Annotated in this window: 11 protein-coding genes and 3 pseudogenes; 8 read left to right on the top strand and 6 right to left on the bottom strand. The window is 61.3% G+C overall.

Going from position 1 to position 13492, the window contains the following annotated elements; genetic code table 11:
- From AC1DS3_RS32480 to phbB, 5 genes and pseudogenes are all read left to right on the top strand, one after another.
- Positions 1-1171: pseudogene (locus tag AC1DS3_RS32480) on the top strand (Ig-like domain repeat protein); the annotation flags it as partial.
- A 398-nt stretch (positions 1172-1569) separates the two neighbouring features.
- On the top strand, positions 1570-2895 hold the full coding sequence (locus AC1DS3_RS32485; RefSeq protein ID WP_477128770.1) for a TolC family outer membrane protein: 1326 nt from the start codon (positions 1570-1572) through the stop codon (positions 2893-2895).
- Positions 2896-3334: 439 nt separating this feature from the next.
- Positions 3335-3532 (top strand): hypothetical protein, encoded by a 198-nt coding sequence (locus tag AC1DS3_RS32490; RefSeq protein WP_441641458.1) that lies wholly within the window; start codon positions 3335-3337, stop codon positions 3530-3532.
- Positions 3533-3988: 456 nt separating this feature from the next.
- Entirely contained in the window at positions 3989-4555 is a 567-nt protein-coding gene (locus AC1DS3_RS32495) for a phasin family protein (protein WP_441641459.1), read from the top strand.
- Positions 4556-4676: 121 nt separating this feature from the next.
- On the top strand, positions 4677-5420 hold the full coding sequence (gene phbB / locus AC1DS3_RS32500) for an acetoacetyl-CoA reductase (RefSeq protein WP_441641466.1): 744 nt from the start codon (positions 4677-4679) through the stop codon (positions 5418-5420).
- A 272-nt stretch (positions 5421-5692) separates the two neighbouring features.
- On the opposite strand, the gene AC1DS3_RS32505 is transcribed toward phbB, so the two are convergent.
- Genes AC1DS3_RS32505 through AC1DS3_RS32530 form a run of 6 tightly spaced genes read right to left on the bottom strand, consistent with a single transcriptional unit; the run spans position 5693 to position 11055 of the window.
- Complete coding sequence (locus tag AC1DS3_RS32505) at positions 5693-6187, bottom strand: hypothetical protein (protein WP_441641460.1); 495 nt, start codon at positions 6185-6187, stop codon at positions 5693-5695.
- Positions 6180-6815, bottom strand: a complete 636-nt coding sequence (locus AC1DS3_RS32510) for a hypothetical protein (RefSeq protein WP_477128771.1) — start codon at positions 6813-6815, stop codon at positions 6180-6182. The genes AC1DS3_RS32505 and AC1DS3_RS32510 overlap by 8 nt, the downstream gene beginning before the upstream one ends.
- Positions 6751-8334, bottom strand: coding sequence for a hypothetical protein (locus AC1DS3_RS32515; protein WP_477128772.1), 1584 nt, complete (start codon positions 8332-8334; stop codon positions 6751-6753). Before AC1DS3_RS32515 ends, AC1DS3_RS32510 begins: the two co-directional genes overlap by 65 nt.
- The gene (locus AC1DS3_RS32520; RefSeq protein WP_477128773.1) at positions 8331-9494 is read right to left on the bottom strand and encodes a tyrosine-type recombinase/integrase; all 1164 of its coding nucleotides are present in this window, start codon (positions 9492-9494) and stop codon (positions 8331-8333) included. The genes AC1DS3_RS32515 and AC1DS3_RS32520 overlap by 4 nt, the downstream gene beginning before the upstream one ends.
- Positions 9495-9548: 54 nt before the next feature.
- Positions 9549-9863, bottom strand: coding sequence for a hypothetical protein (locus tag AC1DS3_RS32525; RefSeq protein ID WP_441641463.1), 315 nt, complete (start codon positions 9861-9863; stop codon positions 9549-9551).
- Complete coding sequence (locus tag AC1DS3_RS32530; protein WP_441641464.1) at positions 9844-11055, bottom strand: site-specific integrase; 1212 nt, start codon at positions 11053-11055, stop codon at positions 9844-9846. The genes AC1DS3_RS32525 and AC1DS3_RS32530 overlap by 20 nt, the downstream gene beginning before the upstream one ends.
- Before the next feature lie 168 nt (positions 11056-11223).
- On the opposite strand from AC1DS3_RS32530, the pseudogene AC1DS3_RS32535 reads away from it, so the two are divergent.
- The 3 genes and pseudogenes from AC1DS3_RS32535 to AC1DS3_RS32545 all read left to right on the top strand — a co-directional run.
- Positions 11224-12501, top strand: a pseudogene (locus tag AC1DS3_RS32535) (DUF4158 domain-containing protein); the annotation flags it as partial.
- 131 nt (positions 12502-12632) lie between these two features.
- Positions 12633-12851, top strand: a pseudogene (locus tag AC1DS3_RS32540) (winged helix-turn-helix domain-containing protein); the annotation flags it as partial.
- Positions 12746-13465 carry an IS630 family transposase gene (locus tag AC1DS3_RS32545; protein ID WP_477128774.1) on the top strand — a complete coding sequence of 240 codons (720 nt, stop codon included), beginning with the start codon at positions 12746-12748 and terminating at the stop codon, positions 13463-13465. The pseudogene AC1DS3_RS32540 and the gene AC1DS3_RS32545, both read left to right, overlap by 106 nt.
- Positions 13466-13492: the final 27 nt, after the last annotated feature.

Here is a 13492-nt window from a genome sequence, read left to right on the forward strand (position 1 = left end):
CAACGTCGAGGCCTACGCGCCGGGATCGCCAATCTTTGCCTGGTCGGGCACCGACCATCTCACCGGCGCGAATGGAAGCGATTTGTTTGTATTTGCCCAACCGATCCAGAACGACACGATTCATAGCTTCAACGCCGCATCGGACAAAATCGACCTTGTCGGCTTTGCTGGCGTCGCGAGCTTCAGCGACGTCCAGACGCACATGGCTAACGACGCGGGCGGCAATGCGGTGATCACGCTGGGCTCCGGTGAGACAATCACGGTATTGGGTGTCGACGCAGCCGTACTGACCGGCGATAACTTCGTGTTCAACCAGGAGCCGGTCATGAGCAATGCCGGCACGATGGTCGTCAGTGATAGCGCCGTGCTGCCGCTCGGCGGCACGATCCTCAACACGGGTTCGATCATGTTGAACTCGCTGGGGAGCGAAACCGATCTCGAGATCCTCTCCGATGGTATTACGCTTCGAGGCGGTGGTCAGGTGACGCTGTCGGACAACGGTGGAAATGTCATCTTTGGTACAACGCCCGGTGCCCTGTTCACGAATATCGACAATACCATCTCGGGCGCAGGGCATCTCGGGGGCGGGCAGATGACGCTTATCAACGACGGAACCGTCATTGCGAGCGGAGTTAATGCGCTCGAGATTGATACCGGCTCAAACAACGTTGTCAATGTCGGAACGCTTGAGGCTACCGGAAGCGGCGGGCTCATTGTGCACGGAAACGTGGCGAACTCCGGTGTCCTCTGGGCGCACGGCGGCAGCCTTACGGTCACTGGCGAAGTCACTGGTAGCGGGGTTGCGGTTATTGACGGGGGCGCAACCCTCGAATATGGCTCTGCTGCAGGTGAAAATACGACGTTCGCCACTGGAGCAAACGGTACGCTGAAGCTGGATGATTCGCAGGCATTCACCGGCACGGTGTCCGGCTTGGGCGATGGCAATCGCCTGGACCTCGCCGATATCCTTGCTGGCCCCGGGACTACGATAGCCTTTGCCGCAAGTCAGGACGGTAGCGGCGGTACCCTGACGRTAAGCGATGGCCTGCATACAGCGCACATCGATCTGAAGGGCCAGTACGAGCTTCAAGGATTTCACCTAGCGACGGATAACAGTGGCGGGATGCTGATATCGTATCTGCTGAATGCAACGTCAACAGGTCACGTGTAATATGAGACAGGCCTCCATGCCGTCGACCCGGCCACGTGCTCATGCCGATAACGCGCGGCACCCGCCCGACCCCAAGCCATACCTGGCTGCAACCTGCTTGTGCATGTGGCAGCCAGGAATCCGGAATGAGGATCGAACGTGCGACCGTGACCTGTTCGTGCGTGCTGACGCCGCGATCGAACGCAGCCGATCCCGGGGTCTAGGCTCGGCCAAGCGGACTTGGCGCTGCGCCAGCGCAAGCGGGCCCCCATCGTCCTTTGAATTAAGCGTCTCCGGTAATGGCCGTTGTAACCCGGCAACCTGCTGAAATTCAGTTGAAAGGAGTGATTGACTCTCATACCATGTGCTGCATCCGACAAGCGTCAAGCAAGCAGGCGTGCAGCCTGGGGGAAGAGCGCATGAAGAAGAATCTGTCCCGGCCAATACTCGTCGCGGCGTGGCTTGCGGCTGCTCTAGCCCCGCAAGCACAAGCTGAGACGCTGCAGGAGGCCGTCGAGCAGGTCATACGAACGAACCCGGATGTACTTGCTACCACCTACCACCGCCTTGCGGCGGATGCGGGACTAAAGCAAGCGCGCGCGGGCTACCTACCGCGCGTCGATGTGAGCGCTGGCGCTGGCCGGGAACGTCTCGACAACACCGACACGCGTATTCTTGGTTTAAGCGACGCGACTTTTACGCGCAAGACTTCCAATCTCACTTTGACGCAAATGCTGTTCGATGGCTTTGCCGTGAAGAGCGGGGTGGAAGGCCAGGGCGCCCGGGTCGCGTCCTCCGCATACAATGTTGCTGCCACGGCAGAGGACGTCGCGCTGCGCACGGTGGCGGCATATCTCGAAGTCCTGCGACGTCAGGATAACGTGGCCGCTGCCGGCGAGAATCTCCAAGCCCATCAGCGCATCTACGAGCAGATCAAGGAGCGTAGCGAGGGCGGCGTCGGCCGGCGCGCCGACCTATACCAGGCGCAAAGTCGCTTGGCGTTGGCGCAGGACTACCTAAGGTCTGAAGAGGGCGGCTTGAAAGATGCGCAGACCGCATATCTGCGCCTGGTGGGCGCGCCGCCGGGTGCGCTCGTCAAACCGCCGTCGCCAGAGCAAGCATTGCCGCCGACAGAAGCTGCGGCACTGAGCACGGCCATGGCCAACCACCCGGCACTCAAAGCCGCGCAGGCGGACGTAGATGCCGCCGATGCCCTGCATTCCGGAGCCAAGGCCGGCTTATGGCCGCGCCTGGACCTCGAGCTGGCCGTCACTCACGATCGGCAGGGGCCGTTTGGGCCGACCAATGATCGCAGCGCGATGCTGCGCCTGCGTTACAACATCTTCCGGGGCGGAGCCGACGTGGCGCGAATCAACGAGACGGGTTCCCAAACGCGGGAAGCCGAAGAGGCGCTCAGGCGCACGGGCMGCCAAGTTCAGGAAAGCCTGTCACTGGCATTCAATGCCTATCTGACCTCTCGCGACCGTCTCGTGGTGCTCAAGCAATATGTCAGTGCCGGTGCGGCGACGCGCGAGGCGTACGCATTGCAGTTCAGCATCGGACAGCGTACGCTGCTCGATCTGCTGAAYGCTGAAAACGAATATTACAACGCCCGCATCGCGTACCTGAGCGGGCAGTACACTGAGCAGGCCAGCCTATTCCGCTTGTTCGCCGGCATGGGGCAGTTGCTCGATACGCTGCACGTCACCTTGCCCATCGAAGCCGTGGCATTACCCGGCTCCTGACCATTTGCTTCTGATGTCGCGCCAACGGTACCACTGAACAACCACCCGCTCGCCGGCTATCCCGCGTTGCAACATAGGTGGGCGGAAAAATTTTATCAAAAAATTAATTTGGAATCAGGATGCGGCGTTTTCAAGTACGCGGTGCATCGCAGCATATGCAACGGTGTGTTACGGTTTGGGAGATATCGATTGATCCACGGGGCGCTGCGCATGCGTGAACGTTGATCTGGCGATGGTAACTGTCAAAAAAAATTCATGTCACGCCTTGATAATTTGCATTGGGCAGTATTGAATGAATTTTCCCGGCGCGGGGTTGGCGCCCGGTGGTCAAGGACCTTGCAAAGAGGTCCAGTCTCAACCGCATGGGCCAAGCGCCCGGCGCGGCAACGGTAATTGAAGCTCTCCAGCAGACCGAACCTATAAAACATCGGAGACAAGGATGCTGAGTCCTCATGAAGTGGCAACCCTCATGCTAATCAAGGACGCCTCGGATCAGACTGAATTGGATCGCGCGGACCTTGACACGCTCATCGAACATCAGCTTGTCAGTCTGGAGAGGCTCGAATCCGGGCGCCGACATCCCTGCATCACGGCCAGCGGMGGCGCCATCCTCAACGCCATCGCGCGGTGCCGCTAAGCAGCCGGTAGCTTCGTACGCGCCCCCTGTGACGACGCGCCAGGCGAGGGTTTTGCCTGGTCGCTCCTATTGACAGCGTACGGTTGTTTGAAACCTGCGCCTGCACACCTTTACCAGGAGCGAGTGCTGCGCAGGTCCGGCGATGCGGCGCGCCAGCAGGTACCGGGGCACCGGCTGGACACACCGCGAGTTACTCTCCAAAGGTATGCTGTCCTTTGTCCTCAAGGCTTTCGGGCGTTCCTGCGGAAGAACTTGTCAGACAGCTGCTGGCGTACGATGAGACCTGACGCGGCGCTCGTCGGATGTGTCTGCCGAGATGGTCGCGCTCTCAAGCCTTAGGTAGTCCACATGCATCACAAGACCGCCTACCATGCGGCGGTCGTTTCTACCGAACTCGGTCTCAAATGTGCTGTCGTCGGATGGCGCAGGGCTGGGGTCGCACTAAGGAGATGAAAGATGAATCAGTTTTCCCCAGAGAAAATCGTGGAAGCGCAAAAGGCAAGTCTCGATACCTTGGTTGGTCTGACGAGCAAAGTCTTCGATGGCTTTGAGAGATTGCTTGAGCTGAATCTTCAAACCATGAGGTCCACGTTAGCAGAGACACGGGAAGGCATGAAGCGAGCCTTGTCGGTCAAAGACCCACAGGAGTTGATAGCATTGCAAATCGAGCTACTGCAACCCGTGGCCGAAAAGTCCTTGTCGTATCGCCACCATTTCCTCGAAATCGCGGCGTCTACAAGGACCGAGTTCGACAAGGTCGCCGAAGCCCACTACGAGGCCAACAAGCGTGGAGTCCAGAGCCTAGTGGAAAGCGTTGGAAACGCCGGGCCCGCGGGCTCCGAGGCGGTGTTCGCTGCGGTGCAAACCGCTATCAATGCAACTACTACGTTGTACGAAACCGTGCAGTCGACGACCAAGCAAGCGGTGCAGGTTGCTGAGAACAGTTTCGATACCGCTGCAAATGCAGTGGCCAAGGTCGTGCGGCATCGTACGGCGCAGATATCCCGGGCAGCTAAGGCGTAGCTCTCTATGGAATCCGCAGTTCCGTGCATCATTTCGGTTCTGCGGAAAAATAAATGACTTGAGACATGCTGTTGGCTGGCTGCGGGGCGGGCAACGGCGCAAGCGACATAGGGGCATGGAGATGACTAAGAGGATTGCCGTGGTAACGGGGGGCATGGGTGGGTTGGGCGAGGCTATCAGTACCAAACTACAGGACGCAGGTTGTACAGTGGTTGTGACCCATTCCCCGAGCAACGCCGGCGTCGCAAGCTGGCTGGAGCGGATGGCGGCGGAAGAGCGCCGATTCCATGCCTATCCAGTTGACGTTGCGGACCATGAGTCGTGTCAGGAATGTGTCGGAAAGATTCGAGAGGAGATAGGTCCAATCGATATTCTGATTAACAACGCAGGGATTACGCGAGACGCGAGCTTCAGAAAGATGGACAAAGTCGACTGGGATGCGGTCATGCGGACCAATCTCGATTCGGTGTTCAATATGACAAAGCCTGTGTGCGATGAGATGGTCAAGCGCGGCTGGGGTCGCATCATCAATGTGTCATCCATCATCGGCTCGAAGGGCGGTTTCGGCCAAACCAATTACGCTGCAGCCAAGGCCGGCATGCATGGCTTCACGAAGTCATTGGCGCTCGAGGTCGCCAAGAATGGTGTGACCGTCAACACCGTTTCGCCCGGATTCATCGCCACMAAGATGGTGATGGCTGTACCCCAGGATATTCTGGACAGCAAAGTTATTCCACAGATTCCAGTTGGCCGTCTGGGTGAGCCCGAGGAGGTCGCTGCGCTGGTCGTGTATATGTGCTCCCGCGAAGCAGCCTTCCTGACCGGCGCAAACATTGCCATCAACGGCGGGCAGCATCTCCAGTAAGTTGGTTTGCCCGGGCCCAAACACGGCCGGGCATCATTGCAACGCCGCGCTGGYCATTCTGATTTGGCCTTTACAAGCATAAACACCGACAGTTGGTATCTTGGGGCTCACTGTTGCAAGGGGCGTTTACTGCCCAATATTGTATATAGCGGGATTCCAGCGAAGTTATCCACAGGGCAGCGTTGCCGCCTGTTGCGCAACGCTTGCACATCACTTCGTTGCGTAGGAGCGCCAGGATCCGCGCAACACTGTTTCGAGGTGTGGCGAGATGCCTACGCTTTCGGTGGCTTGCCCTTTGGGGGAGTGGTTGAGAGCGGCGTGATCGTCGCGACTGGCACGGCGCCCAACGCGTCGAGCTGGGCGCGGGCTTCGGCATAGTGTTCGTAGAAGGCGGCCCACTTGCCGAAGCCGCCGAGTTCGCCGACGACGCGGAGCATGGCCAGATGCGAGGCAGTCAACAAGGCAACTTGCCGCTCGAGCGTGGCAATCCGCACGTCCTTCTCCGCCAGAGTCGCTGCGGTTAGGGCAGAGGCCTGGTGCGGCAAGCGGCGTTGCCAGCGACGGAACTCGGCTTGCCGTTGTTGGTATTGCGCGAGCAACTGGCTACGTGCAGGGCTACGCGTGATGGACGAAGCCGCATGAAGGCGCGGATGTCGGCGCGCAACGGCGCGCGCGGTAATGTTCTCGTCGTGGGCCAGCAGATCTTCCAGGATGTGCTGCATCTCCGGATCCTCCAACGCCGAGTCCGTGTTTTTCGTCTCAGTCATCGAGCACTCCGCGTGGCGGGGCGACGGACAGGTCCGGTCCGTCGGGGAACGGATGATCACCTTCAGGCGTGGCCAGCAACCGGCGTACGCCATCCAGCCGAGTCCGGGCATGCGCGATCTGGTTGTCACGCCCGGGCGTCGATGCCGGCCGGGCCTCGGCATGCGCGAGGGCGGCGGCCAGTTTGCCTTCCAACCTGACGAGATGCCCCCGATTCTCGGGCAGGTTGGTCGCAGACAGATGGCGGCAGCCGGTAAAGCATTCGAGGTGCTTGGGGCAGGGATCCACCGTGAAGCTGTTGAGGCAGTGGCCGTACGGGGTCACGTGGAAGCCATCGGCTTCCGCCTTCAGATAGCCGAAGGCCGCCTCGTCGCCTGCATCGGCCTGGATGCGCAGGAACGCGGCAACAAGGGGGCCGCTGGCCTTGCCGGCTTGGATCATCCTGGCCACCGTGGCCGCTTTCTCGCCCAGGGCGAGTTCTACCTCGACCGGCAACTCGATCTGGTCCAGCTCCTCGGCCAGGCTACGATGGTCGTACACGTAGCTTTGTGCCACGCTACGCCGGTTAAATCGCTTGGAGATGATCGTGTCGGCCACCCCGAGCCGGAACAGCTCGGTGTATGCCATCATCCCGTTCTTCCGCCAACGACCGTTTGGGGAACAGGAACAGCAACTCCCAGCTCTGGATCTGGCCAGACATCAGCGGCAGAGGCGCCGTATCCGACAGCTTGGTTGGCACCGCGGCCTGCAGATAGGCTTCGAGCTCGCCCACGTGCAGGCACGCCTGCGCCCATTGCATTCGGGTGCCTGGCGCAATCACGCTGCCATCCGGACGTCGGAACGACAGGGCGTGACCGTTGGCTCCCATGGCCTTGCCGAGACGGTTCAGATAGATATAGGCAGCCATATCCAGGCGAGGCTGCCGCGCGTGGCTGGCCAGTTGCAGGTCATGCATCTCCTGCAGCAAGGTGATGTCGAACTGCGCGCGATAGCGTTCCTGCAGGCGGGCTCGGAGCTCGCCATCGATGGCGGCCCAGAACGGATTGCCGGTCAGGTGAGGGTATAGGTGAGCGGCTGGCACGACGTCATGCTCCGCGTACCACGGCAGCAGACGTCGGCTTTCAGTCTGTCGTCGCAGCGTCTGTCGCAGCGGTGCGGTCAGCTCCCTGGCTTGCTCCAGCGTACTCGTCAGCAGCTCGCGGAACATCTCCGGCACATACTGGGCCTTCTCGAACAGCACACGACTGTCCGCGGTCGCGGCCTGCTGCTTTTCCGCGAAGTGGCGCAGCAGCAGTGCATCCGCGTAGCCGCCCAGCGCTCCCGCAGACTGGCCATGCTGATCGTAGTAGGCGCGCGTGCGTTGCCAGTCTGCAGGCAGCTGCACGGCCTCGCCGATGCGCAACCCGGTCACGATCATCGCGCGCAGGCACAGGAAGCGTAGCGTGTCGACGAAGCTGCGCGGCGGCTCCGTCATGACGATGCGCACCAGTTCCCAGAAGGCACGCCGCTGCGGCAATCGTTCAGCACGCTTGCGTTGCTCGAGGCTCTCCCGCAGCTCGTCCTCGGACTTCAGGAACGCGGCGCGGCGGCGCCGCGTCGCTGTTGCTTGCGGCCGGGGCACGCTTTGGTAAAGCGGCCCCACGTCCGCCAACCGTTGCACATCGAACAGGTTCCGGAGAACGCCTTCAACGACTTGCCCCAACTTGCCACAGGCCTGGAGGCTGCTCGCCAGATGGATGGCGCGGTGGCAATCCAGCGTTGTCAGTTGCCACGGCTCCGTGTCGGGCAAGCAGGTGGCGAGCACGCGCAGGGGGCGCACGATCTGGCCGGCGATGTGCCCAGTGGTGTTGCGCTTGACCAGCAACTGTTCAAGGGTCGCGGCCTTGATCAAGTCCTGCCAGGCCGCCGACAGTGGCCCCGGAACTAGCGCAGTCGACTGCGCCGCCAAGGCCTTCAACGCTTTGGCCTCACGGCCGAGATGGTTCAGGTAGTAGGCCGGTGCCATCACCTCGCCCGCGAGTGCGGAGAGATTCCAACCATGCCCTTTGCACACGCGCCCATCCGACTCTAGAGGCAGGGTCCAGACCAAGCCGCGTTGCGCCGCCAAGGTCTGCCCCAAGGCTACGTAGGCGAGGTAGCCAGTACTCATTTTTTCTCCGGCTCCAACTCGGCCAGCACCGCTTGCACGCCGGCAATCGCCCGCTGCAACTGCAGGTACGCCGGGGACGCCGCCTCATCGCGCGAGGTTTCATGGAAGAAGCGCACCACCTCACGCAGGGCCGCCAGCACCTCGTGATGCAGTGTCACATCGCGGACCGGCATGAACCGGTGGCAGCCGTAGCATGACGTCACCGGATTGAAGGGGCAGGCCGGTTGGCCACTGGTGCAACCACCGATGCCGGCGATCGGCACACCGTGCGGCACGCCGGCAATCTGCTGCTCGCCCTTGAGCGTACCCAGTTCTTCCGCACTGATGAAGCGGGCATGGGCGATGCGGACCACCTGTTGATAGACCGGCGACAGCCCCAGGGCGCGATTGACCCGCTCGGCTTGATTGGGCGAACTGTCGAAGTACACCAGGCCCGTGGCCAGGTCTGCATGGCCGAGGAAGGCAGCGAGTTCTTCCTGGTTGGCGCCGGCATCGACCAGTCGCTGGGCCGCGGTATGCCGCAGGTCGGTGGCGGTGGCGCGCACGCCCAGCAGTCGCTCGGTCAACGCGGCAATGCGTTGAGACACTTCCGAGGTCGATGCCACGGTACAGAAGCGCGTGCTGCCGTCGTGACCGTCTGTGCGTTGCCGTTGCTCCAGCTGTGCCGGGAGGATCGCCCATTCCCGTTTGACCCGACGCGGGAGAGGCTGGATGGTGGCACCGCGCCGTTGCTTCACCATGCGGAAGGTCAGATGCACGGCCGGTAGATCGTCACTGCCGTCCTGCCAGACGCGCACGTCGCGCATGGCCAGCAGGGCAATCTGGATCGGCCGCATGCCGAACTGATAGGCGCACAACAGCATCACCGCATCGCACAGCGCGGCGTCATCCAGATGTGCGCCATTGYGCAACGCGAGGGCCGTCTCGTCCAAGAAGCCAACGATCGCCGCCTCCTCCTCAATGGACAGGAAGACGTCGCCCGTGCGTACGCCGGCATACTTGTCCCGAGCTGGCCAGGGTAGGGCAGCACTGAGGAACTCGCGGTACAGCGGCGACCAGCCGCACAAGTGGTAGTGGCAGAGCAGTCGCAGCAGCACCTTGGCGAACCCATAAGCATCGGTGGTTTTCCCCAGCGCTCGTAACGCTGTCCAACTGGACACGCTATTTTCTGGACCGGCCATCAGCAGGGCGACGACTTCGGCGTAGCTCAGATGCTAGGCAGCCTGCAGATATCCCGTCGCCGTCGATACATGCAGGTCTTCCCCGAGTAAATACAGAAACAGGTGCTTCAGCAGCGTCGCGTAGCTGCTGCCGTACACGGAGAAGTCGAGATACTGGGTGCCCCCATTGATATGGACAACGAAGACCGTCGCACTTGCGGGACTCTGGATCACCCGTGTGGCGTCATCGAAGTCGTCGTAGTAACGCAGCAGCGGTGGCAGGGCGGGCAGTTGCCGCACGATCTCGTCCAGCAACGCATCGGCATCGCTTGCTGCCCATTGGTTGAGGTCAACGGGCGGCGCCGGCATCGCGGGCTCCTGGCGGCAAGGCGCGCAATACCGCCACCCGGTCGTCAAAGACATTATTCCAGACGGCCGCCAGGCGGTCTTCGAACACGGCGCGCGCATAGTAGGCGGGCATATCCGACGTGCGGGACCAGCCGAAGAAGGTGCGCAATTTCTGTAGGGCTTCGTCCATCGCGTCGCCTTGGGTGAGCAGTTGATTGAGCCTCACGACGGCGCTGGTATGCCTAAAGTCATGCGGGGTCACGCTCGTCTTGCCAGTCCGGTCCTCCAGTTCTGCCAGCACGTGGGGCGGCAAGGCGGCGGAAGCCTGCGCAAAGAGTTTGGTGAGCGATTCGGTCGAGAGTGGCGTATTGGTCTGAGCGTTGAGCAGGTACGGATGATTGGGTCGTCCGCGGTAGTTGTCGACGTAGCTCTGCACCAGGTTCGCCGTCAGTTCGCTGACCGGAATCTGGCGGATCGAGGCGGCGGTCTTGATGCCTGGCCGCGAGTGCCGCGGATCCTCGTCGCCGTGACGGCGTTCGCCCACATTGAGCCAGTAGCGTGTCCGTTGCTGCCTGGCGTCAAAGCCCGACTTCACGGCATCCGCGGTGAGCAGCAGTAGCTCCCCACGGCGCAGGCCTTGATGCAGCATCAGCACGAAGGCGGTGAAGACGCGCCAGCGGGTACGCAGCCCTTTGAACGGGTTGGTGTCGGAACTGGGGTCCAATAACTCATACAGGGCTTCCACGACCGCGGCCGGCAGCGAACGCAAGACCTCGACGCGGTGCTGGCGTTGAATCTGGAGTTGGCTGTAGAGCAGATGGAGTCGTTGCCAGCGGGCGTCGAGTTGCGACAGCCGATCGCCGTGCGGCATGCCTTGGCCCAGCCAGGTCGACACCGCCACCACGAATTCGAGCCCGGTACGCCAGCGTTCCTGATCCGACGCCGTCAGCCGGGGCTGATTGCGGATCGAGATGAACCAGCCTTCCAGGAGATTGCCAAGCCGGACCTCATCCAAGTCCGCCAGCGCATCATCCAATGCGCCGACGCCCAGCAACTCCTCGGCATAGAGGTAGAGCCGTTCTACGTGGTGCAGTTTTCGGAGTCGCGTCAGCTCGGCCAGATCGGACAAACTCAGCAGTGCCCACACGTTGGCCCAGTAGCGTGGCAAGCCATGCCGGTCCACCAGCGTCACGCCGTGCAGGCGCTGCGGCACCTCTGGCTGGGGTAATCGTACTTTTCGTGCAAAATCTGGCGGTTTCCCCGAAAGCCTTTGTCGACAACGCTTTCCGAAAAGCCCACACCTGTTGGCCGCTATGAATGAGAGGAGGGCGTAACATAACCGCCCGCGATTCGGATCGCGCCATCTCGATGGGGGCAAGATATGCCGGGCTTGGGATTTCGCTATGTGGGAAGTGACCGGTTGCCGATTCGGCTGTCGGAATTCGATGTGGAACGGTATTTCGCGCTGACCGACAGCGACGTCGCGGCGATCAATGAGCGCTTTCGGCACGATCGGCGCGCCGGGGCGGCCATCCAACTGGTATTTCTGCGCGCAAGTGGGCATAGCCTCGGCCAGGTCAGTACGCTGCCGCGCCAGTTGCTCCACTACATCGGCCAGCGGCTCGGCCTACCGACGCCGACGATCGCATCGCTTCGGACCCTATATCGGCGGTACAAGACGCTCTACGATCACCTGATCTGGGCCTGCGGGTATTTGGGCTTGAAGTCAATCGGCCCGGACCAGTGGGCAGACCTCGAAGCATGGATGCGCCAGGATGCCAAGGAATCGCTCACGCTCGACGAACTGCTCCAGCACGCGAACTGCTGGCTGTACGAACGAAGGATTCTGATTCCCGCCGACCGGACGTTGCGGGATCTCGGACGATCGGTCTGGGCTGAGATCGAGCGCAACACTCTCACCTTGATCGAGGCGACCGTCCCTGAGACGCAACTGAGACGCGCCGATGCAGCACTATCGAGCCAACACGACGCCGCAGGCATGACCGTTCTCGACTGGCTCAAGTCGCCGCCGGCCCGGCACAGTCCGACGACGCTCACGGAAACGTTGGAGAAGATTCGGTTTCTCAAGGCGATCGGGGTACACACATGGACGCTGGACACCGTGCCGATCGATAAGCAGCGTGCCTGGGCACAGCGGATACAGGCGCGCCGTCCGGTGAAGACCCGCGAGCTCAAGGTGTCGACGCGCACTCTTGAGCTGGTATTTTTCCTGCGCGTGACGCTGCTCGAGTTGACCGATTCGTTGCTCTATCAAACAGGGCGCCGTGTTTCCGATCTGGTTCGGCATGCCTACAACAAGACCACAACGAAACAGGCTCGATCGGCAATTGAATATCGACAACAACTGGTCGCGATCAAAGCGCTCGTTCGTGACAACACGCGCCCAGCAGAGGCCCGACTTGCAGAGATTGGAACACTGCTTGGGGAGCTACCGGACAAGCCTCCCGCCAGCCATGCAGCCAGCGTGCGCGAAACGCTGACTGATGATTACCGGCGCATCCGTAGTCTCCTTGCACCCCTATGTGAACTGGAATTCTCGGGCCGGGACACAGAACCAAGCCTGCAGCGACTCGAGCTTATCGCCAGGCTGCACGATAGCGGCGCGACGGAGTTGCCCATTGACCACGGAGTGCCGATTATTGAGACTTGTATAAATCATGACAACCGATTCGAGTCTGACGCGTTATCTGATCAAGGCGTTGATCGGGAGTCGATTGCATGGCWRGGAAGATGGACGAAGCGACCAGAAAGCGGGTTCGCGCTGGACGGATGCTGTTAGCGAACAACCGTGGACGGCCGTCGTTGCTCGACGATGCCCAGCGCGAGCAGTTGTGTCGTGCCTTGCTGCAGCGCCCCACCGAGCATGGCTTTGGCACCGAACTGTGGACGCTCAAACGGGTGCGTCTACTCATCGAGCAACGCTTCGGGGTGTCATACAACGAGGCCCATGTCTGGCGCATTCTGGATTCGCTCGGCTTCTCACCCCAACGCCCAGATCGACGCGCTATCGAACGCGACGAGAACGCCGTGCTGGCGTGGAAGCAAAAGACCTGGCCCGCGCTCAAAAAAAGTGTACGCGGGAGCAACGGCTGATCGTCTTCATTGACGAGTCTGGACTCTCGGAGCGACCCACGCGCGTGCGCACCTGGGCGCCGAAAGGTCAAACACCAGTCATCCAGTTTCATTTCAACTGGAAACATGTCTCGGCCATCGCGGGCCTGAGTTATCACAACTGCCTGTTCCGCCTTTACGACGGCGCGATCAAGAGCGCACAGATCGTGGAGTTCCTCAAGGCACTGCGCGCACACCTCAAGCGCCGCCTGATGATCATCTGGGACGGCGCCGCACAGCACAAGAGTCGCATCGTGCGCGACTACCTCGATAGCACTGGTGGAGCAGTGCAGATGGCCTTTGTCCCGYCCTACAGCCCGGACCTGAATCCAGTGGAGTATCTCTGGGCCTGGCTCAAGCGCCATGCCCTGGCCAACTTCTGCCCACACTCGCTCACCGAACTCAAAACGACCGCCCGCAATCGGCTGCGCAGCGCACAGCAACGCGCTARCATCATTGCCGCGTGCTGGAAGCAGGCCGAGTTGTGGTGATGTCATCATTTATACAAGGATCAATAG

Source organism: Cupriavidus sp. 01L46 (genome assembly GCF_056399905.1).

Coding starts and splice junctions, on each gene's coding strand:
- AC1DS3_RS32495 (WP_441641459.1), top strand. CDS start 3,989: ATGAATCAGTTTTCCCCAGAGAAAATCGTGGAAGCGCAAAAGGCAAGT.
- AC1DS3_RS32505 (WP_441641460.1), bottom strand. CDS start 6,187: ATGACTGAGACGAAAAACACGGACTCGGCGTTGGAGGATCCGGAGATG.
- AC1DS3_RS32510 (WP_477128771.1), bottom strand. CDS start 6,815: ATGATGGCATACACCGAGCTGTTCCGGCTCGGGGTGGCCGACACGATC.
- AC1DS3_RS32515 (WP_477128772.1), bottom strand. CDS start 8,334: ATGAGTACTGGCTACCTCGCCTACGTAGCCTTGGGGCAGACCTTGGCG.
- AC1DS3_RS32525 (WP_441641463.1), bottom strand. CDS start 9,863: ATGCCGGCGCCGCCCGTTGACCTCAACCAATGGGCAGCAAGCGATGCC.